18 protein-coding genes, 1 tRNA gene and 1 pseudogene are annotated in these 26,388 nt (G+C 71.1%); 3 read left to right on the top strand and 17 right to left on the bottom strand.

All coding sequences use genetic code 11. The annotated features are described in order from the left end of the window. The first annotated feature begins 3 nt into the window (after positions 1 to 3). A complete protein-coding gene (locus QQM67_RS29290; protein ID WP_314178194.1) occupies positions 4 to 213 on the top strand; it encodes a hypothetical protein in 210 nt (69 codons plus the stop codon). Positions 214 to 616: 403 nt separating this feature from the next. Further along, a complete protein-coding gene (locus tag QQM67_RS29285; RefSeq protein ID WP_314178193.1) occupies positions 617 to 1,348 on the top strand; it encodes a response regulator transcription factor in 732 nt (243 codons plus the stop codon). A gap of 368 nt (positions 1,349 to 1,716) precedes the next feature. On the opposite strand, the gene QQM67_RS29280 is transcribed toward QQM67_RS29285, so the two are convergent. From QQM67_RS29280 to bldG, 10 genes are all read right to left on the bottom strand, one after another. Next, a tRNA-Thr gene (locus QQM67_RS29280) sits at positions 1,717 to 1,793 on the bottom strand. A gap of 119 nt (positions 1,794 to 1,912) precedes the next feature. Further along, positions 1,913 to 3,514 (bottom strand): alpha/beta hydrolase, encoded by a 1,602-nt coding sequence (locus QQM67_RS29275; protein WP_314178191.1) that lies wholly within the window; start codon positions 3,512 to 3,514, stop codon positions 1,913 to 1,915. Between the two features lie 223 nt (positions 3,515 to 3,737). Then, complete coding sequence (locus tag QQM67_RS29270) at positions 3,738 to 4,955, bottom strand: DNA polymerase III subunit delta' (RefSeq protein ID WP_314178189.1); 1,218 nt, start codon at positions 4,953 to 4,955, stop codon at positions 3,738 to 3,740. A gap of 190 nt (positions 4,956 to 5,145) precedes the next feature. After that, positions 5,146 to 8,139: a dTMP kinase gene (gene tmk / locus QQM67_RS29265; RefSeq protein WP_314178186.1), complete on the bottom strand. Its 2,994-nt coding sequence runs from the start codon at positions 8,137 to 8,139 to the stop codon at positions 5,146 to 5,148. Between the two features lie 69 nt (positions 8,140 to 8,208). Continuing rightward, positions 8,209 to 11,076 carry a type I DNA topoisomerase gene (gene topA / locus QQM67_RS29260; RefSeq protein ID WP_314178184.1) on the bottom strand — a complete coding sequence of 956 codons (2,868 nt, stop codon included), beginning with the start codon at positions 11,074 to 11,076 and terminating at the stop codon, positions 8,209 to 8,211. A gap of 423 nt (positions 11,077 to 11,499) precedes the next feature. Continuing rightward, a complete protein-coding gene (locus tag QQM67_RS29255) occupies positions 11,500 to 13,074 on the bottom strand; it encodes a DUF7059 domain-containing protein (RefSeq protein WP_314178365.1) in 1,575 nt (524 codons plus the stop codon). Positions 13,075 to 13,187: 113 nt separating this feature from the next. After that, complete coding sequence (locus QQM67_RS29250; RefSeq protein ID WP_314178181.1) at positions 13,188 to 13,748, bottom strand: small secreted protein; 561 nt, start codon at positions 13,746 to 13,748, stop codon at positions 13,188 to 13,190. A gap of 209 nt (positions 13,749 to 13,957) precedes the next feature. Then, on the bottom strand, positions 13,958 to 16,351 hold the full coding sequence (locus QQM67_RS29245) for a sodium-translocating pyrophosphatase (protein WP_399067917.1): 2,394 nt from the start codon (positions 16,349 to 16,351) through the stop codon (positions 13,958 to 13,960). A gap of 775 nt (positions 16,352 to 17,126) precedes the next feature. After that, positions 17,127 to 17,582 carry an ATP-binding protein gene (locus QQM67_RS29240; RefSeq protein ID WP_314178177.1) on the bottom strand — a complete coding sequence of 152 codons (456 nt, stop codon included), beginning with the start codon at positions 17,580 to 17,582 and terminating at the stop codon, positions 17,127 to 17,129. A gap of 101 nt (positions 17,583 to 17,683) precedes the next feature. After that, the gene (gene bldG / locus QQM67_RS29235; protein WP_314178176.1) at positions 17,684 to 18,025 is read right to left on the bottom strand and encodes an anti-sigma factor antagonist BldG; all 342 of its coding nucleotides are present in this window, start codon (positions 18,023 to 18,025) and stop codon (positions 17,684 to 17,686) included. Between the two features lie 219 nt (positions 18,026 to 18,244). Between bldG and QQM67_RS29230 the strand changes: the two genes are divergently transcribed. Then, a complete protein-coding gene (locus QQM67_RS29230) occupies positions 18,245 to 20,677 on the top strand; it encodes a DEAD/DEAH box helicase (RefSeq protein ID WP_399067883.1) in 2,433 nt (810 codons plus the stop codon). 291 nt (positions 20,678 to 20,968) lie between these two features. Here QQM67_RS29230 and QQM67_RS29225 read toward each other — a convergent pair. The 7 genes and pseudogenes from QQM67_RS29225 to ssd all read right to left on the bottom strand — a co-directional run. Continuing rightward, positions 20,969 to 21,232 (bottom strand): annotated as a pseudogene (locus QQM67_RS29225) (Rv3654c family TadE-like protein); the annotation flags it as partial. Continuing rightward, positions 21,219 to 21,593, bottom strand: a complete 375-nt coding sequence (locus QQM67_RS29220) for a TadE family type IV pilus minor pilin (protein WP_314178173.1) — start codon at positions 21,591 to 21,593, stop codon at positions 21,219 to 21,221. The gene QQM67_RS29220 and the pseudogene QQM67_RS29225, both read right to left, overlap by 14 nt. Then, positions 21,580 to 21,825: a DUF4244 domain-containing protein gene (locus tag QQM67_RS29215; protein WP_314178172.1), complete on the bottom strand. Its 246-nt coding sequence runs from the start codon at positions 21,823 to 21,825 to the stop codon at positions 21,580 to 21,582. Before QQM67_RS29215 ends, QQM67_RS29220 begins: the two co-directional genes overlap by 14 nt. Before the next feature lie 96 nt (positions 21,826 to 21,921). Beyond that, on the bottom strand, positions 21,922 to 22,749 hold the full coding sequence (locus tag QQM67_RS29210) for a type II secretion system F family protein (protein ID WP_314178171.1): 828 nt from the start codon (positions 22,747 to 22,749) through the stop codon (positions 21,922 to 21,924). Then, positions 22,746 to 23,624 carry a type II secretion system F family protein gene (locus QQM67_RS29205; protein ID WP_314178363.1) on the bottom strand — a complete coding sequence of 293 codons (879 nt, stop codon included), beginning with the start codon at positions 23,622 to 23,624 and terminating at the stop codon, positions 22,746 to 22,748. The genes QQM67_RS29210 and QQM67_RS29205 overlap by 4 nt, the downstream gene beginning before the upstream one ends. Before the next feature lie 56 nt (positions 23,625 to 23,680). Next, complete coding sequence (locus QQM67_RS29200; protein ID WP_399067880.1) at positions 23,681 to 25,039, bottom strand: TadA family conjugal transfer-associated ATPase; 1,359 nt, start codon at positions 25,037 to 25,039, stop codon at positions 23,681 to 23,683. Continuing rightward, positions 25,036 to 26,190, bottom strand: coding sequence for a septum site-determining protein Ssd (gene ssd / locus QQM67_RS29195; protein ID WP_314178170.1), 1,155 nt, complete (start codon positions 26,188 to 26,190; stop codon positions 25,036 to 25,038). Before ssd ends, QQM67_RS29200 begins: the two co-directional genes overlap by 4 nt. Positions 26,191 to 26,388: the final 198 nt, after the last annotated feature.

Genomic DNA, 26,388 nt, shown 5'->3' with positions numbered 1-26,388 from the left:
ACGATGGGCGACGCGCCCGCCCCAGCACAGGCGCCCCTGCCCGGCCGCCGTACGTGGCGAACCCGGGCGCAGGCGCGCCCAGTTGAGGCAGCCGGCCAAGAGGCTCACAAGTGGGGCCGGGAGAGCGTGGAGACGGTCAAGAACCTCGCCGCGGAGTTGTCGGAACGCATCGCTCGCGGCGGCTTCCAGGACAGCACCGGTCCCGGCGACTGAACCGTTCGTCTCGGAGGACGACGCGCTCGCCGACGAGTTGCCCCTGGACGAACGGTCATCGCGCCGCACGAGGCTTTGCGGCGCCGGAAGGAGTCTCACGCGGAGCGCAAGAACAAACTGCCCGTAATCCTCGTTCCATGCGTCGCGGCAACCATCCCCTGCGCTGCGGCAATGCACACAAGGTCTCAGACGACCGTAGCGTCTCCGAACGTACGGACACAGGACCGGAGTCGGCCCATGGCTTGGGCCTACCTGTCGCGCCCTCCTCGTCGTACTGCGGCATCCGCTACAGCGATTCGCAAGGTCGCCCGCCTATCGGGGACCCCGGCCTGGGAGAGGAGCACACGGCGAAGGCCCGTACCGGCCCGTCCGCAGCGGTCAGGCTCTTGGCATTTCACGGGGGATGGGTATGCAGACTTATAAGGGTGACCCCGTTCGGGCTGTCCTTGTTGACGACGAAAGCTTCTTCAGGGAGATGTTCGTCACGATAATGAGTGACGAGGGAGTCGATTTCTCAGTGGTCACGAACTCGCCCCAGGAAGCCGTAAAGGCAGCCATCGACTACTCGGCTCAGGTCATTCTGACGGAGATCGAGCTCGGGAACGGTAACCCGCTGGAGACGATCTCCGAGGTCTCGTCGCTGCGTGAGAAGACCATGGTCTTCACGAGCCGGGATACTCCGCATCATCTGTTGAGCGCGCTGAACCTCGGCGCTCGCGGGTATCTGCTCAAGTCCTCCAGCCGCCCGGAGTTGGTCACGGCGCTCCGATCTGTGGCGAGAGGTCACGCATATATCTCGCCGGCCATGACGAGGGTGCTGCTCGACCGGTTCAGCATTTTGCCGCCTGCCGAAGCCTCGGCCGAGGGTGCCTTTCCTCAGCTGAGTGAAAGGGAAGTGGAGGTCCTCCGGTGCATCGCCATCGGCATGTCGAATCATGAAATCGCGAGCGATCTGACCCTCACCGTCGCCACCGTCAAGTCGCACGTCTCCAGTCTCCTTACGAAGCTCGGCCTGCGGGACAGGCTCCAGGCGGGCCTCCTCGCACACCGGAAGGGACTCCTCAGCGTGGACGCGTCGGACCGGTTCGCCGTGGTCCGCCGCCAGGAGACGGCCGGCGGTCGCCGCTGCGCGTGAGCGGTGGCGAGGTCCGCGGAGCCGAGTCGGCGATCGCAGTGAATTGAGAGCGCACAGCCGTCAGTTCGCCTTTGCCGAGGGCGACGGCGGCGGCGACGGTATCCACCGGGGACCGGCCGACGTTCAACCGGGTTCCGCTACAAGCGACTCGGTATCGAATCCCGTCGCCGTCGCCCGTGTAGGCGCGTGACATTTCCGCATTACCCTCAGCCGCCGGTCAGAGCGGAACAGACACGACACGCACAGCGCGGATCTCGCGCGCGGGACGTGACGCCGTGGACGCACGACGGGGTTCGCGAGCCACCCGCCCCTCACCGGCCAGGGCCTCCAGCGCGGTCTGCGGCGGCAGCACCGAGCCGGGATGTTGTTGGAGCCGCCTGGGGGAGTCGAACCCCCGACCTACGCATTACGAGTGCGTCGCTCTGGCCAACTGAGCTAAGGCGGCAGGCTGCCCGCGAGTCGTGCGGAAGCAGCGCGGACAAGTCTACACAGTTCCCGGGGGTGCTCCGTACGCGGTAAGAGCGCCCCCGGAGACCCCGCAACCGGGGCCCCGGGCGCCGTCGGCTAGGAGCACTTCTTGTCGTTCTTCGGGGCCTCGCCCTTGAGCAGGTACCTGTCGACCGTGTCGTTGATGCAGGCGCCGCCGCGCAGGTACGCGGTGTGCCCGTCGCCCTCGTATGTCAGGAGCCGTGCCGAGTCGAGCTGGCCCGCGAGGCCCTGGGCCCAGGCGTACGGGGTGGCCGGGTCGCGCGTGGTGCCGACGACGAGGATCGGGGCGGCGCCCTGGGCGTCGATGCTCCGGGGGTGGCCGGTCGCCTTCTCGGGCCAGTAGCCGCAGTTGAGGGCGGCCCATGCGAAGCCGCGGCCGAAGACCGGCGAGGTCTTCTCGAACGAGGGCAGGGCCTTCTTCACGGCGGCGGGCGAGGAGAAGGCGGGCGGGAGGTCGAGGCAGTTGACGGCGGGGTTGGCGAACATGATGTTGCCGTAGTGGCCGTCCGGGTCGCGCTCGTAGTACTCGTCGGCGAGGGCGAGCAGGTCGGTGCCGTCGCCGTCCATCGCCGTCGTCAGGGCGTCGCGCAGCTGCGGCCAGGTGCTCTCGTCGTACATGGCGCGGATGACGCCGGTCGTGGCCAGGGACTCGGTGAGCTTGCGGGGTTCGCCGGTGCGCAGGGGCTTCTCGTCGGTCTTCTTGAAGAAGGCGCTGAGCTTGCGGCCGGCGTCCGCGGTGCTCTTCCTGCCGAGCGGGCAGTCCGTCTTGTGCACGCAGTCCTTGGCGAACTCCTTGAAGGCGGTCTCGAAGCCCCCGGTCTGGTCCCGGTTGAGGCGCAGCATCGACAGGGACGGGTCCATGGCGCCGTCGAGCACGAGCCTGCCGGAGCGCTGCGGATAGAGGCCGGCGTAGAAGGCGCCCAGGTAGGTGCCGTACGAGGCGCCGACGTAGTTGAGTTTCTTGTCGCCGAGCAGGCCGCGCAGAACGTCCATGTCGCGCGCCGCGTCGACCGTCGAGAGGTGGCCGAGCAGATCGCCGGAGCGCTTCTCGCAGCCGGCCGCGAACTTCTTGTACGCGCTGACCAGTCGGTCGGTCTCGGCCTTGTCGTCCGGTGTCTGGTCGGTCCGCGTGAAGCCGTCCATCTGCTTGTCGGTGAGGCACCGCACCGGCTCGCTGCGAGCGACGCCGCGCGGGTCGACGCCGACCAGGTCGTAGCTGCGGCGGACCTGCGGCGGATAGCCGACGCCGGCGGCCTGCTGCACGTAGTCGACCGCCGAGCCGCCGGGGCCGCCCGGGTTGACGAGCAGGGAACCGATGGGCTTCCCCTTGCCCGAGGCCTTCTTGCGGGCGACGGCGAGCTCGACGTCCTTGCTGGGATCCGGGTGGCCGTAGTCGAGGGGAGCCTTCATCTTGGCGCACTGGAAGCCGCCGTCGCCGCAGTCGCGCCAGGAGAGCTTCTGCTCGTAGTACCGCTTCAGGTTCTTGGGGACGGCGGCGGGCAGCGGCTTGAGGGGTTCCGCGTTCGTACGCCCCGCCGCGCGGTCGCTGCTGGCGGAGGAGGGTGCGCCCTCGGGCTCGCCCGAGCCGCCCGAGCCCGACGAGCAGCCGGAGACCGTCAGCAGTACGGCCGTCGCGAGGACGGCGAGTGCGGTGCTGGGCAGGCGCCTGGTGTGCATGGACCATCCCTCGGTTCGCGTCGGACCGGACAGCCGGCAGGAGCGGCACGGCAATTGAGGTGGAGCGTATCCGCCCGCAGTACCACAGATGTTCCCCCCTCAGTAGGCGCTCCTCATATGGATGAGAGGGCGGAGCAGTCGGCCCACGGATGCGGGCGGGACGCGCCGCCCGCCACCCGAGCTGCCCGTCAGCGGTCAGCCGCCAGGCGTCAGGCGTCAGGCGTCATCCCGCGCGCAGCGTCATCGCCATCGCCTCGACCGCCAGCAGCGGCGCGACGTTGCGGTCGAGCGCACCGCGGCACTCCAGGACGGCCTCTATCCGGCGCAGCGTCTGCTCCGGCCCGGACGCGGCGGCCAGCTGCGCCACCGCGTCCGCCGCCTCCTCGTTCGCCGGAGCCACGGCGGAGCCCAACTGCCGCGCCAGTACGTCCCGGTAGAACCCGGTGAGGTCGCTCAGCGCGAGGTCCAGGGAGTCGCGCTGGGTGCGTGTGGCGCGCCGCTTCTGCTTGTCCTGGAGCTCCTTCATCGCACCGGCGGTGCCGCGCGGCAGCCGGCTGCCCTTGCCCTCGGCCGCCCCGAGCGCGGTCCGCAGCTCCTCGGTCTCCCGCTCGTCGTGCTCCTCGGCGACCTCCTTCGCGTCCTCGGCCGCCGCGTCGATCAGCTCCTGGGCCGCGCGCAGCGCGCCGCCGACGTCCGAGACCCGCTGCGGCAGCCTGAGTACGGCCGCTCTGCGGCTGCGGGCACGCTCGTCGGTGGCCAGACGGCGGGCCCGTCCGATGTGGCCCTGGGTGGCGCGTGCCGCGTACGCGGCCACGTCCGGCTCGATGCCGTCGCGCCGCATCAGCAGGTCCGCCACGGCCTCCACCGGCGGTGTGCGCAGGGCGAGATGGCGGCAGCGGGAGCGGATGGTGGGCAGCACGTCCTCCGTGGAGGGCGCGCAGAGCAGCCACACGGTTCGGGGAGCGGGCTCCTCGACAGCCTTGAGCAGGACGTTGCCCGCGCCCTCGGTCAGCCTGTCGGCGTCCTCCATCACGATCACCTGCCACCGGCCGCCCGCCGGTGACATCTGCGCTCTGCGCACCTGCTCACGGGTCTCCTTGACGCCGATGGTCAGCAGGTCCGTACGGATCACCTCGACGTCCGCGTGGGTGCCGACCATCGCCGTATGGCAGCCGTCGCAGAAGCCGCAGCCCGGGGCGCCGCCGAGCGCTCTGTCCGGACTCACGCACTGGAGCGCGGCGGCGAAGGCGCGCGCCGCCGTCGAACGGCCGGAGCCCGGCGGCCCGGTGAAGAGCCATGCGTGCGTCATGGCGGAGCCGGACAGCGCTGCCGTGCCCTTCCCCTGTGCCTCGGCGGTGACATAGGCGTCGGCGTCGCGGGCGGCCGCGCTCAGCTGGGCCGTCACCTTCTCCTGGCCGACCACGTCGTCCCACACGGTCATCGCCGCACCGCTCCTCTCCTGCGCCGGTCAACACCCGGCTCCCCCGGCCCGCGTCGGCTATCGCACGCGATGCCCCACACCGAGAACCATTGTGGTGCACGGCACTGACAGCCCGCCCACCTCGGGGCTCGGGCCTCAGGGCTCAAGGGCTACGAGACGGAGGACAAGGACGACAGCAGCGGCCAGGACCTCACTTGCCGCGGCGCCGCCTCCGGCCCTGCTCCTCCTCGTCCTCCTCGCCGCCGAGCAGCTCGTCCGCCAGCGACGGCACGTCGTCGAGCGGCGTCTCCTCCGCCCACTCCGGACGGGGCCGTGCGGCACGCCCCGTCTCCGGGTCGACGTGCGGGATCTCGCGCGTACGGTCCTGCTGCCGCTCCTGCTCCTCCGCGGGCACCCGCGGAAGCAGCGTCGTGTCCTCGTCCTGCTGCGCCGCCTGCCCGGACCCCTTCACGTGCCGGGCCTGCGGCATGACGTGGGTGCGCTCGGCGTCGGACTCCGCGTCCCCGCCGCCCTGTTGGCGGTCCGGCTGGTCCGGCTCGGGCAGCTGCGCGGTGTCGCCGTCGGACCCGTCCGGGTTCGTGTCCCTCCCCCGGTTGCGGCTCTGCTCCGCGCGCTGAAGCGCCTCCTCCGCCCGGCGCTGCTTCTCCAGGCGGCGCTCCTCGGCCTGCGCACGCAGCCTCGCCTCTTCCTCGGCGAGCCGGCGCTGGCGTGCGATCTCCTCCTCGCGGGCGCGCTCCTCGGCGTCGCGCCGCTGCCGCTCCTCCTCGGCGATCCGCCGCGCCTCCTCGGCACGCCGCCGGGCCTCCTCGGCTCGACGGGCCTCCGCCTGCTGCCTCTCCAGCTCCGCTGCGCGCTGCTTCCGCTCTTCCTCCTCGGCCCTCAACCGGGCCATCTGCTCCTGCCGTTCGCGCTCCTGGCGCTCCTCCTCGGCCTTCCGCGCGGCCTCTTCCTCGGCCTTGCGGCGGGCCTCCTCCTCGGCGGCCTTACGGGCGTCCTCGCGGGCCTGGACCTCCGCGTCGGAGAGCGGCAGCACCTGGTCGAGGCGGTGGCGTACCGCGGTGGTGACGGCCTCCGGCTCCTGCGCCGCGTCGACGACGAGGTAGCGCGCCGGGTCCGCTGCGGCGAGCGTCAGGAAGCCGGCCCGTACCTTGTCGTGAAACTCGGCGGGCTCGGACTCCAGCCGGTCCGGCGCCTCGGTGAAGCGCTCGCGCGCCGTGTCGGGCGCGATGTCGAGCAGCACGGTCAGATGCGGCACGAGCCCGGCGGTCGCCCAGCGCGAGATGCGGGCGATCTCGGTCGGCGACAGATCGCGCCCGGCGCCCTGGTACGCCACTGACGAGTCGATGTAGCGGTCAGAGATGACGATGGCGCCCCGCTCCAGCGCCGGACGTACGACCGTGTCGACGTGCTCGGCGCGGTCGGCCGCGTACAGCAGCGCCTCCGAGCGGTTCGAGAGTCCCGCCGAGGAGACGTCCAGCAGTATCGAACGCAGCCGCTTACCGACGGGCGTGGCTCCGGGCTCCTTCGTGACGACGACCTCGTGGCCCTTCCCTCTGATCCACTCGGCGAGCCTGTCGACCTGGGTGGTCTTCCCGGAGCCGTCGCCGCCCTCCAGCGCGATGAAGAAGCCGTTCCCGGCGGGCGCCTCCTTGGGGTGGCCGCCGCCGAGCGCGTCGAGCAGGTCGCGGCGGAGCGTGACGCCCTGCCGGTCGTCCGTACGTCCGAGCACGAGGGCCGCGACGGGCAGCAGCAGCGCGCCGACGAGCATGAGCGTGAAGGCCGCGCCGCCGTGGTCGAAGACGAAGTCGCCGGCGACCACGCGGTGCGGGCCGATGAAGCCCGCCGCCACGGGCGCGACCAGGGCACCGAGCCCGATCGCGATCCGTACCTCGGCTTGCAGATGCTCCGTCATGCGGGCGCGGTAGGCGTCTTCGGTCTCCTGGTCCAGGAGTACGTGGCCCGCCTGCGCGGCGACGCCCGAGGACAGCCCCGCGATCAGCATCAGCACGAGGCCGGTGGTGGCGTCCGTGACCAGACCGGCGACCAGCAGCGCGAGCCCCGCGACGCCGATGGCGATCGCGAGCAGCCGACGGCGCGAGAGCAGCGGAAGCGTGCGCGGCGCGAGCCGGATGCCCGCGGCCGTGCCGCCGGCGAGCGCGAACACCTGCATCCCGAATCCGATGGGCCCGCCGCCGAGGTCGGCGGCCTGCAGCGCCGCGACCGCGACGGCGGAGGCGATCGCCCACGCCGTGGCGGACCCGGCGAGCACCAGCAGCGGAACCGCGCCCGTACGGCCCTTGCCGTCGCCGGCGGTCGAGCCGCCTCTGGGACGGCGCAGGCCCTGAAGGGGCGAGCGGGGGCGGGGCGTTCCACCGTCGGGAAGTTCGAGGAAGTACACGACGGAGAACGCGGCGGCGAAGAGTCCGGCCGCCACATACGAGCCCAGCGCCGCCTGGTGGGTGTGGAACCACTCGAAGGCCGAGCTCAGCCCGTTGCTTACGAGGGTGACCAGGACGAGGCCGATGGCCGCGATCGGGACCGCCATGAAGGTGCTGCGCAGCCACAGCCGCCGCAGCGCGTCCTGCCGGTCCGGCAGCGGCCGTACGGCGGCGCCCTCCGGCGGGGGCGCGGGCAGCAGGGCGGGAGCGGCGCTGTCCTTGGCGACCGTCCAGAAGCGCTCGGCGACGCCCAGCACGAAGACGGTGATCAGGACGAGCGCGAACGCGTTCTGCGGCATCCAGTCGACCCACATCGGCGCGACGATCAGGGCCAGGGCACGCAGCGCGTCGGCGACGAACATGGTCCAGCGCCGGTCGAGTACGCCCTTGCCGGGTGCCAGCAGCGCGGACAGCGGCCCGAGCAGCACTGCCCCGAAGAGGAGCGTGGCGAGCAGCCGCGCGGCGAAGACCGCCGTGATGACGAGGGCCATCCCCCGGTAGCCGCCGCCGAAGACGGCGTCGGGGCCCGTCGCCCGTACCGTCGCCGCCTGGAGGGCGAGGAGCAACAGCACCAGCAGGCCGAGCGCGTCGCCGATGCCGCTGGTCAAGTGGGCGCTCCACAGGCGCCGGAGGGGACCGAATCGCAACAGCGCGCCCACGGCGCGCTCGCGGGACTCCGCGGCGAGTGCGTCGTCGGGGGCGTCAGGGGTGGGGGGTACGCCCATTGGCTGATCTGCTCGCGTCATGGCGGTCAGGGTATAGGGAGCCGTGGAAGCCGTGTGTCCCAGCCCGAACAAACGGGCGGGACCAGGGCTTTACTCTCCGGAGCCGGTCTTCTTCGACGTCGCCGTCTTCGACGCCGCCTTCCCGGTCGCGGCCTTCTTCGCCGTGCTCTTCTTGGCGGTGGTCTTCTTCGTCGCCGACTTCTTCGCCGTGGACTTCTTGGCGGTCGACTTCTTCGCCGGAGCCTTCTTCGCCGCCTTCTTCGTGGTCTTCTTCGCGGGGCCCTTCGCGCGCTTCTCCGCGAGCAGTTCGAACCCGCGCTCGGCGGTGATGGTCTCCGGGTCGTCGTCACGCCGCAGGGTCGCGTTCGTCTCGCCGTCCGTCACGTACGGCCCGAAGCGGCCGTCCTTCACGACGACGGGGCGCTCGCTCTGCGGGTCCGTGCCCAGCTCCTTCAGCGGCGGCTTGGCGGCGGCGCGCCCGCGCTGCTTGGGCTGGGCGTAGATCGCCAGGGCCTCGTCGAGGGTGATCGTGAAGATCTGCTCCTCGGTCTCCAGGGAGCGCGAGTCGGTGCCGCGCTTCATGTACGGGCCGTACCGGCCGTTCTGCGCGGTGATCTCCTCGCCCGACTCGGGGTCGGTACCGACCACGCGGGGCAGCGACAGCAGCTTGAGCGCGTCGTCCAGCGTGATCGTGTCCAGCGACATCGACTTCAGCAGCGAGGCCGTGCGCGGCTTGACGGCGTTCTTTCCCGTCTTCGGCGTGCCCTCGGGCAGCACCTCCGTGACGTACGGGCCGTACCGCCCGTCCCTGGCCACGACCGGGCGGCCGGTCTCCGGGTCGGTGCCCAGCTCGAAGTCGCCGCTGGGCTTGGCCAGCAGCTCCTTGGCCAGCTCGACGGTCAGCTCGTCGGGCGGCAGGTCGTCGGGGACGTCGGCACGCTGGCCGGGCTCGTCGGGTGAGGGCGGCGGGCCCTCGACGTACGGGCCGTAGCGCCCGACCCGCAGCGTGATGCCCTCGCCGACGGGAAACGACGAGACACCCTTGGCGTCGATCGCCCCCAGGTCGGAGACGAGCTCCTTCAGACCGCCCAGGTGGTCGCCGTCGCCGTTGCCGGAGTCGGCAGCGGAGCCCGGCGCACCGTCCGAGGTACCGTCCTCGCCGAAGTAGAAGCGGCGCAGCCACGGCACGGAGGCGGCGCTGCCCGCCGCGATGCGGTCGAGGTCGTCCTCCATCTTGGCCGTGAAGTCGTAGTCGACGAGCCGGCCGAAGTGCTTCTCCAGCAGCCCCACCACGGCGAAGCTCAGGAAGGAGGGCACCAGGGCCGTCCCCTTCTTGAAGACGTACCGCCGGTCCAGGATCGTGCCGATGATCGAGGCGTACGTGGAGGGGCGGCCGATCTCCCGCTCCTCCAGCTCCTTCACGAGCGTGGCCTCGGTGTAGCGCGCCGGCGGCTTCGTCGCGTGGCCGTCGACCGACAGCTCCTCCGCGGTGAGCGGGTCGCCCTCGGTGACGTGCGGCAGGCGGCGCTCGCGGTCGTCCAGCTCCGCGTTGGGGTCGTCGGAGCCCTCGACGTACGCCTTGAGGAAGCCGTGGAAGGTGATGATCTTGCCCGTGGCGGTGAACTCGGCGTCCCGCCCGTCACTGGCCTGCCCTCCGACGCGCACGGTCACGGACTGGCCGGTGGCGTCCTTCATCTGGGAGGCGACGGTCCGCTTCCAGATCAGCTCGTAGAGCCTGAACTGCTCGCCCGTCAGGCCGGTTTCGGCGGGCGTGCGGAAGCGGTCGCCGGAGGGGCGGATCGCCTCGTGCGCCTCCTGGGCGTTCTTGACCTTGCCGGCGTAGACGCGGGGGCGGTCCGGCAGGTACTGCGCGCCGTAGAGCTGGGTGACCTGCGCGCGGGCGGCGCTCACCGCGGTGTCGGAGAGCGTCGTGGAGTCCGTACGCATATAGGTGATGAAGCCGTTCTCGTACAGCTTCTGCGCCACCTGCATCGTCATCTTCGCGCCGAAGCCCAGCTTGCGGCTGGCCTCCTGCTGGAGCGTGGTCGTACGGAACGGCGCGTACGGCGAGCGCCGGTACGGCTTGGACTCGACGGAGCGCACCGAGAAACGCGTCTCGGCGAGGGCGGCGGCGAGCGCCCGGGCGTTCTCCTCGTCCAGGTGCAGCACCTGGTCCGGGTTCTTCAGCTGCCCGTCGGAGCCGAAGTCGCGGCCCTGGGCCACGCGCCTGCCGTCGACGGTGTTGAGGCGGGCGCCGAAGGTGCCCGGGTCACCGACGCCGGCCTGGCCCTGCTCCGTGGCGAAGGTGGCCGTCAGGTCCCAGTACTCGGCGGAACGGAACGCCATGCGCTCGCGCTCACGCTCGACCACCAGCCGCGTGGCCACCGACTGCACGCGGCCGGCCGAGAGCCGCGGCATGACCTTCTTCCACAGGACGGGCGAGACCTCGTAGCCGTAGAGGCGGTCGAGGATGCGACGCGTCTCCTGTGCGTCGACGAGGCGCTGGTTCAGGTCGCGCGGATTGCGGACGGCGTCCTGGATGGCGTCCTGGGTGATCTCGTGGAAGACCATCCTGCGCACCGGCACCTTGGGCTTGAGGACTTCGCGCAGATGCCAGGCGATGGCCTCGCCCTCGCGGTCCTCATCGGTGGCGAGCAGAAGTTCGTCGGATTCGGCGAGAAGCTGCTTCAGCTTCTTGACTTGTTCCTTCTTGTCCGTGTTCACGACGTACAGCGGCTCGAAGTCGTGATTGACGTTCACACCGAGCCGCGCCCAGGGCTCGCCCTTGTACTTCGCAGGGACCTCGGCGGCACCGTTGGGAAGGTCGCGGACATGCCCCACGCTGGCCTCGACCACGTAGCCAGGGCCGAGATACCCCTTGATCGTTTTGGCCTTGGCGGGCGACTCGACGATGACGAGTCGGCGCCCGCCGTTTGCGGGCTCGCGGGTCGGGGACAACTTCTCGCTCTTCTCTCCGGTCGGCGTACGGCATCGGTGTCGATGCGGAGTGTGACCGTACATCCCGGCTCCGTGTCAAACGGGAAAACTCCGCAACGCAACTCGAACGGTAACCCGACAGTCGTGGGTCCTGCCGCCCGATACCGCCCGATCCTCATGCCGAGGACAACGCCGCACCACCCGTGATGAGCGAAATCGCGCCGAAAATACGATCAGGGCCGAGGATGCGGAGTATGTGATTCCGGGGTCTTCGACAGCGGTTTCCCGGGGGAGGCGCGAGCGCCGGATTCCGGATTCGGGAGGGGGCTGCGCAGCGCCACGGCCGTCCGTCCGGCGTCGTTCCTCTCTCTTCTACTGGCCACTGCCCCGGACGGGTGCCCCCGCCGATGTACGGACCTGGTCCGGCTTCCGCTTCCGGTGCCCTCAGGCCGTCCGCCCGGCCTGCCCGGCCGCCTCCACCGGCAGCAGGAAGCCCTGCTCCACCAGCAGCCGGATCGCCCCCGGCGTGCGGTCCCGCAGCATCACCGGGTCCTCCCCGACCAGCTGCGCGATGGCGTCGAGGATCCGCCAGGCGGGCAGCGTCCCGTCGCAGACTCCCGCGAAGCCCGCCCCGACGGTGTCCACCTTCGTGGCACGTCGCATCCCGCGCTGCTGACGCAGGACCAGATGCTCCGGGTCCTCCGCGCCGGGCGCACCGACCTGCTCCTGCACGACGCCGTCGGCCAGCCTGAAGTGGCAGTCCAGCAGTGCCGCGTCGTCCGTCGCCCGCAGGAAGTCCTGCCGCTCGAAATGCTGAACGACCTCGTCGCCGAGGGGCTGTTCGACGGGGTGCGGCCACTCCTCCACCACGATCGCCGGCTCCCGCGCACCGCTCTTCCGCAGCGAGATCCAGCCGAGGCCGACCGCGATCGTCCCCCGGCGCTCGAACTCGTCCAGCCATTCCCCGTACCGGGCCGCGTACTCGGCCGCCCCGGCGCGGTGGTCCCCGGCGTCCCGCAGCCACAGCTCCGCGTACTGCGTGACGTCCTGCACCTCGCGCTGCACGATCCAGGCGTCGCAGCCGGACGGCACCCACGACCGCAGACGGTCGCGCCAGTCCTCGCCCTCCGGGTGCTCCCAGTTGGCGAGCAACTGGCAGTAGCCGCCGGGGGCGAGCCGCTCCGCGGAGTGCTCCACGAGGGTGCGGCACAGGTCGTCGCCCGACATGCCGCCGTCCCGGTACGTCAGCCGGGCGCCCGGCGAGATGACGAAGGGCGGGTTGGAGACGATCAGGTCGTACGGCTCGTCGCCGGCGACCGGTTCGAAGAGCGTCCCCTCCCGCAGCTCCACTCCGGCCGCCGCCCCGGAGAGTGCGAGGGTCAGCCCCGCCATGGCGAGGGCACGGGGGTTGAGATCGGTCGCGGTGACCCGGGTGGCGTGCTGCGCGGCGTGCAGGGCCTGGAGGCCCGAGCCCGTACCGATGTCGAGGGCTCGTGCGACCGGCCTGCGTACGGTGATTCCGGCCAGCGTCGTCGAGGCTCCGCCGACGCCCAGCACGACGTCGCTGCCGTGCGCGCCCTCCGGCGCGCCCAGGCCCGTCACTCCGCCCACGGCGCGGCCGAGGTCGGCGACGACCCACCAGTCCTGGCCCTCGGGCCCGCCGTAGGGACGTACGTCGACGGACGCCCGTACGGGATCCCCCTCCCCGGCGCCTTCCGCGGGCACCAGCCAGCCGTCCGTCAGCGCCTCGTCGAGGGGAAGGGCCCCGCGCGCCTGCTCGCGCGGAACGCTCTGCTGAAGCAGGAACAGCCGGACGAGCGTCTCCAGGGGGCTGCTGCCGCGGGTCGCACGCAGCGCCGGGACCGTCTCGCTCCGTGCGAGGGCCGCGTACGCGGGACCGCCGAGCAGTTCCAGCAGGCCGTCCGCCGTGAAGTTCGCGTCGCGCAACGCCTCCCTCAGCCTGCCGGTGCGATCGGGGTCTGCTTCGGGAAGGCGCTGGCTCGTACTCACGCACCCCATTGTGACGCCCGGCATCCCCGCGCGCGCCGCCCGGTGGAGGGCCGCGAACGCGCTGCCCGGCCCGCCTCCGCGGACCGCTCCGATGACCTACGGACCGGGCTGAACGTCAGGGCCTAGACGCCCGGCGAGTCGGGAGAACGCTTGCAGCCCTTCTGGTTGGCCATGGCCTTGCCGATGTCGCCGGACTGGAGCTTGCTCAGCGCCTTGTCGCCGCTCTTGCCGAGCGCGTCGAGCTGAGTGGCGACGCCCTGAAGACCCTCGGCGAACTTCGCCTGGTCCTTGGTGTTCAGGCCGTCGACCGTCTTGCGCAGCTGGCCGTACTTGGCCGAGATGTTGTTCAGTTCCTTCACCGCGTCGGCGTGCAGCTTCTCGCCGTCGTCGACGGGCGGCGGGCCCGCGTTGTCGACCGCTTCGCCGAGCGACTTGTAGGCGCCGGAGATCTTCTGGAAGGCGGCGGCGTCGGTCTTCTTCACATCCTCCGAGGAGTTCTTCTCCTTGGACGCGTCGTTGATCGACGCGTTGGCCTCCTGGATCTTCTTCACCTGTGGCTGCACCTGGTCGCAGACCTTCTTGGCCCACTCGTCCGCCTGCGCGCCGCTGTCGTCGCTGCAACCGGTCAGCGTGAGTGCGATCGCCGCACCCCCGGAGAGTGCAGCCGCAAGTTTCTTGTTCACCGGATCGGTCCCTTCCGTGGCTGTTCGGCCCGGAACATACACGCCCACGGGTCGGCCACGGCGAGTCGGGCGAGAATTTCGCACCGCATTGTAGCCATTTGCGGCATGAAGCCAGCGGGTGTGTGGTGCCCCACAGACAACAGTGGGGCGGACAAGGCGCCAACGCGCCCTGCCCGCCCCACTGTTGATGAGACGTGACGTTCAGTCCGTCACGAGGCCGCGACCGGATCGCTCGGCTTCGCCGCGCGCTCCGCCTCGTTGCCGTCGTCGCCGCCGTCGCCGTTCCCGTTCTCGGCGTCGGTGCCGTCGGTGTCGCTCATGGCGATACCGCGCCGCTTCGAGACGTAGACGGCGCCGATGACGACCGCCGCGGCGAGCAGCGCCACGACGGCCCGTACGCCCATGTTCGCGTCGTCGCCGTACGAGAACTTGATGACGGCCGGCCCGATGAGCAGCGCCACCAGGTTCATCACCTTCAGCAGCGGGTTGATGGCCGGGCCCGCGGTGTCCTTGAACGGGTCGCCGACCGTGTCGCCGATGATGGTGGCCTCGTGGGCCTCGCTGCCCTTGCCACCGTGGTTCCCGTCCTCGACGAGCTTCTTGGCGTTGTCCCAGGCACCACCGGAGTTGGCCAGGAAGACGGCCATCAGCGTGCCCGCGCCGATCGCGCCGGCGAGGAACGCCGCCAGAGCACCGGCACCGAAGGTGAAGCCCACCAGGATCGGCGACAGCACGGCCAGCAGGCCGGGCGTCGTCAGCTCACGCAGGGCGTCCTTGGTGCAGATGTCGACCACGCGCCCGTACTCGGGCTTCTCGCTGTAGTCCATGATCCCGGGCTTCTCGCGGAACTGCCGCCGGACCTCGTAGACCACCGCGCCCGCCGACCGCGACACCGCGTTGATCGCCAACCCTGAGAAGAGGAAGACGACGGCCGCGCCGAGCATCAGCCCGACCAGCGTGCTGGGCTGCGCGATGTCGAGGAGTTGCAGCATCTTGCCGCTGCTCTCGCCGGCCTCGCTGAGCGCGCTGACGAGCTCCGTGCGGTACGAACCGAAGAGCGCCGCCGCGGCCAGCACGGCCGTGGCGATCGCGATGCCCTTGGTGATCGCCTTGGTGGTGTTGCCCACCGCGTCGAGGTCGGTCAGGACCTGCGCGCCGTCGCCCTCGACGTCGCCGGACATCTCGGCGATGCCCTGCGCGTTGTCGGAGACGGGGCCGAAGGTGTCCATCGCGACGATGACGCCGACGGTGGTCAGCAGACCGGTGCCCGCGAGGGCCACGGCGAAGAGCGCCAGCATCACGGTGCCGCCTCCGAGGAGGAAGGCGCCGTAGACGCTCAGGCCGATCAGCAGGGCCGTGTAGACGGCCGACTCCAGACCGATGGAGATACCCGAGAGGATCACCGTGGCCGGACCGGTCAGCGACGTACGGCCGATGTCCCGAACCGGCTTGCGGTTCGTCTCGGTGAAGTAGCCCGTGAGCTGCTGGATCACCGCTGCGAGCACGATGCCGATGGCGACCGAGACGATGGCCAGCACCCTCGGGTCGCCGCTGTGGCCGAGGATCTCCTGCGCGTCGCTGCCAGCGACGCCCTTCAAGTCCGCGTAGCTGGACGGGAGATACACGAACGCCGCGATGGCGACCAGCACCAGGGAGATCAGCGCGGAGATGAAGAACCCGCGGTTGATCGCCGTCATGCCGCTGCGGTCCTTGGTCCGCGGTGCCACGGTGAAGACGCCGATCATCGCCGTGATCACGCCGATGGCGGGAACCATCAGCGGGAAGGCGAGACCGTCGTTGCCGAAGACGGCCGTGCCGAGGATGAGCGCCGCGACCAGCGTCACGGCGTAGGACTCGAAGAGGTCCGCGGCCATGCCCGCGCAGTCGCCGACGTTGTCGCCGACGTTGTCCGCGATGGTCGCGGCGTTGCGCGGGTCGTCCTCCGGGATGCCCTGCTCGACCTTGCCGACGAGGTCGGCACCCACGTCCGCGGCCTTGGTGAAGATGCCGCCGCCGACACGCATGAACATCGCGATCAGCGCGGCGCCGAGGCCGAAGCCCTCCAGCACCTTGGGGGCGTCCGCGGCGTAGACGAGCACGACGCAGGCCGCACCCAGCAGACCGAGTCCGACCGTGAACATGCCGACGACGCCGCCCGTACGGAAGGCGATCTTCATGGCCTTGTGCGAGACGGTGGTCAGGTCCGCGGCGGGCTCCCCCTCCCCGGGGGTGGCTTCACGGGCGGCCGCGGCGACTCGTACGTTGCTGCGCACAGCGAGCCACATGCCGATATAGCCGGTGGCCGCGGAGAACGCTGCGCCGACCAGGAAGAACAACGAGCGTCCAACACGCTGGCTCATGTCATCGGCAGGCAACAGGAACAACAGGAAGAAGACAACGACCGCGAAAATGCCGAGAGTTCGCAACTGACGGGCAAGATAGGCATTCGCGCCTTCCTGCACTGCAGCAGCGATCTTCTTCATGCTGTCGGTGCCCTCGCTCGCGGCGAGTACTTGACGGACCAGCACCACGGCGACGCCGAGAGCTGCCAGGGCGACCAGAGCGATCACGATGACGAGACCGCGATTGCCACTGGTCAGCATGGCATCAGCGAGGTGCAGGTTGTTCTGAGATGGGCTGAGGTGCCCCGCCATTCGTCCTCCTTGACGCTTGGCGCAGGGGCGCGCGGTTCGGTGGCCGGCTCCTGCTTGCAAAGATGTGGACGGATTGTAGGGATCAGCTCCAGAACAAAACAGTGCACCGATTCGGCGAACCCCCTTCAACAGCGGAGATCAAATGGAGTTCGTGTGGGGAATTCGCTCGTACGAGGTAGCTTTACAAAAAAGCTGACGCTGTAAAAAATGATCACCGCGGGTGCCCAACAGGCCCCATTTTTCACACCAAATCAGCTCACGGATTCTCTCCGGGCCCCGGGCGCGCGACCGCGGCGAAGGCGCCGCACAGCTGGGGCGGGTGAGCCGGATGTGGTCTGTGAGGTGATCGAAGCCGCTTGATGAAGATCCCACAACATCTTGCTACCGCTTCGGGCAGCGAGGCCCGATGGCACCGAAAGCGCCTGGTCACAGCACAGGAAGGGCAGATGTGACCGGATCTCGTACGAGGTCGTACGAGATCGCGGACTGCTCTTGAGGGGCTGCGGTCGGTGACCTTGGCCGCGGCTGCCCCCGGAGAGGTCGGGGGCGCTGCACGCCCTCGACCGGGAGCGCGTGGCCCGCGCCGACGAGCTTGCGGGGAGGGGGTTCCGCCTTCACATGCGGAGGGTGACGCCTGCCGGTGAGCGGTGATCGTGACCAGTGATCGGTGACCGGTGCCCTGCCGTGGCCGCGACGGGCCGCGAGCGACGGGACCGGCCCCGTGTCAGGGCAGCACCGGCTCCGGCGTCACCGGCCAACTCATGCGGATCAGGCCGCCGTTCTCGTCGGCGGTCACCTCGACGTCGTCGACGAGGCCACTGATCACCGCGAGCCCCATCTCGCCCTCGGCCTCCTCGTCGTCGGCCGAACCCGCGGGCGCGGGGGAGGTCGCTCCGGACCCCGCGGAGCCGTGCGCGGCGGTGGCCGCTGTCGGGGTCGCGTCACCGACCTCGATGGAGAACTTCTTCTCCTCCTCGATCAGCGCCACCCGCACCGGGCTCTCGACTCCGTGCAGCACATGCAGCCCGACGGCGCGCGAACACGCTTCGCCGACCGCGAGACGGACCTCGTCGAGCACAGCCTCGTCCACCCCTGCCCGCCGCGCGACCGCGGCAGCCACCAGCCTTGCCGTACGCACATGCTCCGGCAGCGCGCTGAATCGGAGTTCCACGATGGCCATGCCATCCCCCTTGAACTTGCCTTGAACACATTCCCGGGTACCGGGCTCCAAGAGCCCGGCACCTCATCGTCATCCGGTATCAGGTCCGCCTGAGGCGGACGTCAGTCGGTCGCCGCGACGGCCTCATCCACGGAGCCGTGGATGGGGAACACCTTGGTCAGACCGGTGATACGGAAGATCTTGAGAATGCGCTCCTGGTTGCACACCAGGCGCAGGGAGCCCTCGTGCGCACGCACCCGCTTGAGCCCGCCGACGAGCACACCCAGCCCTGCGGAGTCCAGGAAGTCCACGCCTTCCATGTCCACGACGAGGTGGTAACTCCCGTCGTTCACAAGCTCGACCAGCTGCTCGCGCAGCTTGGGCGCGGTGTAAACATCAATCTCGCCACCGACCTCGACGATCGTCCGATCGCCGACGGTCCGGGTCGACAGGGACAGGTCCACTGATCCTCCAGCACCTTGCTATCGAGTCGTCCACCAACTGAGACATCCCGGCCGGGAAAGGCCGGGACAGCAGGCGGATCGGCAGCCGCAGAAGCATTCAATCACTTACCGGCCTGCACGCACGACGCCTTGCTGTCTTTGTGCGTCGCGCCGCTGTCACCGCCGGTGTCCACGGCCAGCCGACCTCGTCCGGCGGGCACGAGCGTACGCTCACCTGCTGTGCCCTCCCGCAAGGTCTCCGACAGCGGCCCCCGCACGGTGCTCGCCCAACTCACCGCCGGGGAAGGCAGGGCTGCACGCATCACCCATACGGAGCACTTGCCCCCACGCATCGGTCGCCATGCCGCCTGGCCCGAGCAGATCCGGCCCGAAGTCGTGGACGCCGTAAGGGAGTCCGGGATCGAGCGGCTCTGGGAGCACCAGGCGCGTGCTGCGGGTCACGCTCTGCGCGGGGAGTCGGTGATCATCGCCACAGGCACCGCGTCCGGCAAGTCCCTCTCGTATCTCATGCCCGTACTCAGCGCTCTCCTCGACGGTGCGGACGGGGTCGGCACGGATGCGGACGGTACGAGTTCGGGCAGTACGGGTTCAGGCAGTGCCGGCGCAGGCAGTACGGGCGCTGCCGGGCCGGAGCTGCGACGTGGCGGGCGCGGGAGCACCGCCCTGTATCTGGCGCCGACCAAGGCGCTCGCCGCCGACCAGCGCCGGGCCGTCGCCGAAATCGCCGCGCCCCTTGGCACATCCGTACGCCCCGCCGTCTTCGACGGGGACACCCCCGTCGAAGAGCGCGAGTGGGTGCGGGTCTTCGCCAACTACGTGCTCACCAACCCGGACATGCTGCATCGCGGGATACTCCCGGCACACGCCCGCTGGGCCTCCTTCCTGCGCTCGCTGCGCTATGTCGTCATCGACGAATGCCACACCTACCGCGGGGTGTTCGGCTCCCATGTCGCCCAGGTCATACGGCGGTTGCGGCGGGTGTGCGCGCGGTACGGCTCCGACCCCGTCTTCCTTCTCGCATCGGCGACCGCCGCCGAACCGGGCGAAGCGGCGACCCGGCTGACCGGAGTCCCGGTGGCTGAGGTGACCGAAGACACCTCTCCACGGGGCGAGTTGGTGTTCGCCCTGTGGGAGCCGCCGCTCACCGAACTCGAAGGCGAGCGCGGCGCCCCCGTGCGACGCACCGCCACCGCGGAGTCCGCGGAACTGCTCACGGACCTCGCCGTTCAGGGCGTGCGCACCGTGGCCTTCGTACGCTCCCGGCGCGGGGCGGAACTCATCTCCCTCATCGCACAGGACCGTCTGGCCGCCGTGGACCGCTCGCTGAGCGACCGCGTCGCCGCCTACCGCGGCGGTTATCTGCCGGAGGAGCGCCGCGCCCTCGAACGCAGCCTGCACACCGGCGAACTCCTCGGTCTCGCCGCGACCAACGCCCTCGAACTCGGCGTCGACGTATCAGGCCTGGACGCGGTGCTGATCACCGGCTACCCGGGCACACGGGCCTCCGTCTGGCAGCAGGCCGGGCGCGCGGGCCGCACCGGCGAGGGCGCCCTCGCAGTACTCGTCGCGCGCGACGATCCCCTGGACACGTATCTCGTGCACCACCCCGATTCGCTGTTCCGGGCGCCCGTGGAATCCACGGTGCTCGACCCGGACAACCCGTATGTCCTGGCGCCGCATCTGTGCGCCGCCGCCTCCGAGATCCCGCTCAACGACGGCGACGCCGAGCTGTTCGGCACGGGCTTCGCCGACCTCGTGCGGCAGCTCGAAGAGCGCAAGCTCCTGCGGCGGCGCGGGGCCTCCTGGTACTGGACGCTCAAGGAGCGCGCCTGCGACCTCGCCGACATCCGCGGCTCCGGCGGCACTCCCGTGCAGGTGGTCGAGGACGGCACCGGCAGGCTCCTGGGCACCGTCGACGCGGGAGCCGCCCACACCACCGTCCACGACGGTGCCGTGCACCTGCATCAGGGACGTACCTATGTGGTCCGGCACTTCGATCTCGACAACTCCGTGGCCCTCGTCGAGGAGGCAGCACCGCCCTGGACCACGATGGCCCGGGACACCACGTCCGTCTCCGTCCTGGAGACGGACCAGGAAGTCCCGTGGGGCGAGGCGCACCTGTGCTACGGCACCGTGGAGGTCACCAACCAGGTCGTCTCCTATCTGCGCCGCCGCATCATCACGGGCGAGGTCATGGGCGAGACCAAACTCGACCTCCCTCCGCGCACACTGCGCACCCGCGCCGTCTGGTGGACGCTCACGGAAGACCAGCTGGACGCCGCCGGGGTCGAACACTCTGTGCTGCCCGGTGCGCTGCACGCCGCCGAGCACGCCGCCATCGGCCTGCTGCCGCTCTTCGCGACGTGCGACCGCTGGGACATCGGCGGCGTCTCCATCGCGCTGCATCCGGACACGCTGCTGCCCACCGTCTTCGTCTACGACGGCCAGCCGGGCGGTGCCGGCTTCGCCGAACGGGCCTTCCGCACGGCTCGGGAGTGGCTGACCGCCACGCGGGACGCCATCGCCGCGTGCGAGTGCGAGACCGGATGCCCGTCGTGCATCCAGTCGCCCAAGTGCGGCAACGGCAACGACCCGCTGCACAAGCGCGGCGCGGTCCGTGTTCTTACGGAGCTGCTGGCCTCGGCTGCCTGAGCACCACGGGCTCGTGACATATGGGCCGCCGGGCGCGGCACGGCTCATGTGGCCCACGTGGCCCATGTGGCCCATGTCTCCGGCGACTTGGGGGGCTGCGGTGGCTCCGGTATCCGTCGTGGCTCCGGTATCTGTCGTGTCTCTGGTCTCTTCCGTCTCGCTCCTCTCTTCGACATAGGCAGCGTCTCGGGCATCGGCGACGTTGCCGACGGCCGCGCCCACCGTCTCGGGCGGCCCTGCGCGGGCCCGCACCGTGGGCCCGTACGGCCCGAAGCGCGCACGCACCGACACATCCGCGATCTCGCCGTCGACCGCGCACCGCACGAGCCGGGTGTCCTGGGCATGGGCGACTTCCGCGGCGGCGGCACAGGCACGCGCCCTCCCTTCGAGGGCGTGATTGGCGGCGGCCAGCGCCGACAGGTCGGCTGCGCCTCCCGCGCGGTGACGTGTGGACACGGCCTGTCCGAGGCCCAGCACCACCGCGAACGCCGCGCACAGCACCACACCGCTGAGCGCCGCCCACACGGTGGCCGAACCACGGTCATCTCCCGGCATGTTCACCACCCCCATCCCTGTCTTCGGCCATGGCCACCGCCTCGGCGCTGAGTCCGAGAGTCAGAGGCCCCGGTCCGGCCGTACGCGCCCGTACATGGACCCGCACCAGCCGGCCGTCCCACTCACTGACCACCACGGCCCCGCGCGGCGCCGCCGACCGGACCGCGGAGCGCACAGCCGCCGCCTGCTCCCCGCGGGCGGCAGCCCGCGCGCCCGCTCTGGCCCCGTCGATGCACTGGATATGCGCGGCCGCCGCCATCACTCCCCACAGCAACATCCCGAAGAGCAGTACGAGTGCGGGGATCACGACGGCGGCCTCAGCCGTCACGTAACCCGCCTCACGCTCCTCAGAACCGCGCATGGAGAGCCCTCTCGATGAGCTGCTGCATCTCGGCGCTCACCGAACCGCTCGTGACGATCTTGTAGAGCACGGCGGCGAAGCCGCAGGCGGCGATGGTGCCCACCGCGTACTCCGCGGTGCTCATCCCGGAATCCGACGCCAACTGCCGCCGGATGTCGCGCACTCGGTCGCGTACGAGGCCGGTAAGCGGGCCGGACGCGTTGCGCACGGCGCTGCGGAACTTCACGGACATGGCTCCCCCTGTTGTGTTTCCTGGGTTCTGTTGTCGTTTCCCTCGTCGTTCTTGAGCCGGGTCGTATCGGGCCGCGCACCGCCCCAGCTGCCGCGTTCACAGCAACGACCCCGCTAGGCCCATCACCACCGGCGCTACGCCGACCGCGAGAAAGGCGGGCAGGAAGCACAGCCCGAGGGGGCCGGTCACCAGAACCGCCGCGCGGCGTGCCCGGACCGAGGCCTCCCGTGCGGATCGGGCACGAAGCTCCTCTGTCAGCCGCGTGACCTGGGCCACGGCCGGCGCTCCTGCCGTAACCGCCCGCTCCATGCTGCGAACGAACCCCTCGCTCCCCGGCAGGGACGCGAAGTGCGCCCACGCGGCGGCGGGTTCGGCTCCGAGCCGCAGCTCGGTGGCAGTATGGATCAGACGCGTCCCCAGCGGACCGCCCAGCGACCGGCCCACCGCGTCGGCTGCCTGTGCCGGACCGGAGCCCGCCGCCAGGCACGCGGCCATCAACTCGGCTGCGAGCGGCAGCTGTTCGGCCTCGGCACGGGCCCCGGCCGAGCCTTCCGCCGCGGCTCTGCCCGACTCCCGGCGGCGCAGCCACCACCGGACGGCGTACGCACCCGAGCCCGCGAGGAGCCACCCCGCGACCCCACCCACGACGACCACCGCGAACGCGCCGACGCCGACTGCCGCTCCGACCTCGCGCAGCCTGCGCTGCCCGAACCTCCGGACTTGGCGCTCGACGCCCGCGGCAACAGCCCGCCCAGCTCTGCCGGCGGGGGCAGTGCCGTGCGGCCCGAGGAGCCACCGCATCCGGTGCCGGACCCCGCGGCGACGCCACGCCTCCCGCACCGATGGCGTCACGCATCCCGTGCTCCCCAGCAACGCCAGCCAGAGCAGCACCCTGGTGGCGACGCCGGAGTCCCCGCCGCTCATGCCGGCTCCTTCGCGCGCAGCCGTTGCTTTCCTTCGGCCGTGCGTACGAGCCGGGCGACCCACGCGACACCCGCCCACTCCAGGAGCCCTCCGACCACGAGACAGCCCAGCCCGAACGGGCTGTGCAGCAGCACTCGCACAGGTTCGGCACCCATCGCGGTGCCGAGCAGCAGCCCGAAGGCCGGAAGTAGGGCCAGCACCACGGCCGTCGACCTGGGCCCCGCGAGCAGTGCCTGCAACTCCTCGCGCCGCTCCCGCTCGGCACGCAGCCCGTCGGAGACCTTGTCCAGGCCGGCGGCGAGCCCCGCGCCGCCCTCGACGGCCACCTGCCAGCAGGCCGCCACGCCGCGCAGCCCCTCCGCACCGGGACTTCGCGCCGCCTCCCTCAACGCACCCGGCACATCACCACCGAAGCGAGCCGCCGCCAGAACGGCCGCGCCTCCGTCGCCCAACTCCCGCAAGGCGATGCCGCCCGCCGACAGCAGAGCGCGGTCCGGCTGCCGTCCCGCGCGCAGTTCGCCGGAGACGGCACCGCACAGCTCCACCACGGCAGCGGCCCTTCGCTCCGTCGACGTGCCGCGCTCCCGCATCCGCAGCCGGCTCCGTACGAAGGGCACGGCGAGGGCCCCCGCGGCCAGTGGAATCCACGACTCCCCCAGCAGACCCAGCGCGGCCCCGCCCAGCGCGCACCACCACGCCTGCCCGTCCGGACCGCGGAACCTGCCCCGTAAGAACGCGGCGAGTTCGGGCAGCCTCGTCGAGAGACGCAACCTCGGCTCCGTCTCCGGAGCCGCCCCGGCGAAGAGCAGCCTCGCCCGCCGAACCCCGTCGTCCCTCCCGGCCATCAGCCAGGCCGCGGCTCCCGCACACACCATCGCCGCGTACACCGGCGCCGCCTCGACGCCCGCCGCTCCGTGCCCCACGGACCCCGTCACCTCAACTCCCCCTCGTGTGCGAGATCGAGATCCCCGGCACATACGGAGGCAGGCACTCGCCGATCCCCGACGCCGCGTCCGGACCGTCTCAAGCCGTGCCCGCACATCTCCCGCAACCGCCCCGCACCGCGCTCCTCCTGGAACCCGCGCTCGCCCCACACCACGGCGGGAACCGTCTTGACCAGCCCGTCCCGGTCACGCTCCAGCACATGGATCTCCGCGATGCGGCGCTTCCCCTGTGCGTCCCGTACGAGGTGCACCAGCACGTCGAGCGCCGCAGCCAGCTGGCTGTGCAGTGCGTTCCTGTCCAGCCCCGCCGTCGTGCCGAGAGCCTCCAGGCGCGCGGGCACATCACCGGCGGCGTTGGCATGCACCGTGCCGCACCCGCCCTCGTGGCCCGTGTTCAACGCAGCCAGCAGATCGGTGACTTCGGCGCCGCGCACCTCGCCGACGACCAGCCTGTCGGGCCGCATGCGCAGCGCCTGCCGCACAAGATCGTCCAGCGCGACCCGCCCCGCGCCCTCCTGGTTCGCCGGCCGCCCCTCCAGACGTACGACATGGGGATGGTCGGGCCGGAGCTCCGCGGAGTCCTCGGCGAGCACGATCCGTTCCTCCGGGCCCACCAGCCCCAGCAGCGAACTCAGCAACGTGGTCTTACCGCTGCCGGTGCCGCCGCTGATGAGGAAGGAGAGCCTCGAATCCAGCACCGCCCGCAACAGCCGGTCGCCGCCCGGCGGGACCGTGCCCGCCGTCACCAACTCCTCAAGGCTGAACGCCTTGTGACGCACCGCCCTCAGCGAGAGGCACGTCGATCCGACCGCCACCGGTGGAAGCACGGCGTGCAGCCTCGTGCCGTCCGGGAGCCGCGCGTCGACCCACGGCCGCGCGTCGTCGAGCCGTCGACCGGCCGACGTGGCCAGCCGCTGAGCGAGCCGCCGCACCGACGCGGCGTCAGGAAAACGCACGTCGGTACGCTCCAGTCCCCTGCCCCGGTCGACCCACACCTCGTCGGGACGCGTGACCAGCACATCAGTGACCTCCGGCTCGGCCAGAAGCGGCTCCAGCGGCCCGGTGCCCACCATTTCCGAACGCAGGGCCTCCACCACGCCGAGCACCGCGCTGTCCCCGAGGAGCCGTCCGTGGGCGCGCAGCGCCGCGGCCACCCGAGCCGGAGTCGGTTCCGCTCCCGTCTCGGCGAGCCTTCGGCGCACCGCGTCGAGCAGCGTCCGCTCCCCCGGCCCTGGGCTCGCCGTACCGGAGCCCGCAGCTTCCGCGGAGCCCGCACGCGCATCGGCCGCGTCTTCCGTGCTCTGCCCGCTCCCGCCGACCGGCCCCCGCAACTGCCTCCCGCTCATACGGAGACACCTCCGCCGCTCACGCCTCCGCTGAGCGCCTGCGCCCAGAAGTCCCGGCAGAAGCGGGCGAGCACCCCGCTCGTGCGCGCGCCCGGCGGCACGCCGCGCTCCGCCGCCTCCAACAGGCCGGGCTCCCATGGGAGTTCGCCTGCGAGCGGAAGGCGCAGAAGCCGCGCCACCTCCGCCTCGTCCAGCCCCGGTCCATAGCCCCGCGCACCACCGGGCCCGCCCGGTGTGCGCACGACCGCCCGGAGGTCACGCAGCACCATCTGCGTGCGTGAGGCGACCCGGTGCGCCGCGGCGACGGCGCGCAACTCCGCGGGCACCAGCAGCAGTCCGAGGTCCGTCTGCGCCAGGGCCTCGGCCACCGACTCGTCCACGCGCCTCGGCAGATCGACGACGACCACGCCACCGCGCCGCCGCGCGGCGGAGAGCACGGACTTCATCGCGTCCGCGGGGATCAGAACGGAGTCCCCCCGGTCCCAGCTGAGCACGCTCAAGTCGTGCAGCCTCGGCAGTGATTCCTCGAGCGCACCGCCGCCGACCCGCCCCCGCGACTCCGCGAACGCCGGCCATCGCAGTCCCTCCGTCCGTTCCGCGCCGAGCAGCACGTCGAGACCGCCGCCGAGCGCGTCGCCGTCGACGAGCATCGTGCGGTGCCCCTCGCGCGCGGCGGTGACTGCAAGGGCGCATGCGAGCGTCGACGCCCCCGCGCCGCCCCGCCCGCCAAGGACTCCGACGGTCAGGGCGGGCCGGCCCACGCTCTCCGACGCATCGGCAATACGGCCGGCGAGCCAACTCTCGGCGTCCGGCAGCATGACGACGCCCTCGGCGCCGATGCGCGCACCGCGCTCCCATACGCCGGGATCGTCCAGGTCCTTGCCGACGAGCAGCACTCCTGCCCTGCGCGAGATTCCGGAAGGCTCTCCCCCATGGGCGCCGCCGAGCCCCTGGGCACCCGCGCAGTCGTCGCCGACGAGGACCAGAGGGGCCTTCTCCCAAGCCTTCGCGCCGCCCCACCCCGCCCACGCCATCCGGTCGTGCGGCGCTCCGTGCACAACTTCCGCTTCTGCCCCGGCGGCTGCACACAGCCTCAGCAGATCGTCAAGGAGTTCTTCGTCCTCGGTGACAATCAGAATGGTTTCGGCCACGTTCCAGACACCCTTCGCGCTTCACAACCTCACTCCCGCAAACACCTGCGGGCCCTGTCGGGAAACACTGTGCGGTGAACGCGAAAAGCTTGGTGATCATGGTCCAAAACTGTGGACATGCATCGAGTTGTGAATAACTTCGTCACCCCTCCTGGCGGCTCCCGGAGAGCAGCCCGTCGATTACACTCAGTGACGAAC

Source organism: Streptomyces winkii, assembly GCF_032248595.1.
In the GTDB taxonomy this organism is placed as follows: Bacteria; Actinomycetota; Actinomycetes; order Streptomycetales; family Streptomycetaceae; genus Streptomyces; species Streptomyces winkii.
Note: the sequence above shows the minus strand (reverse complement) of the source record. Positions and strands in the feature narration are given on the sequence as shown.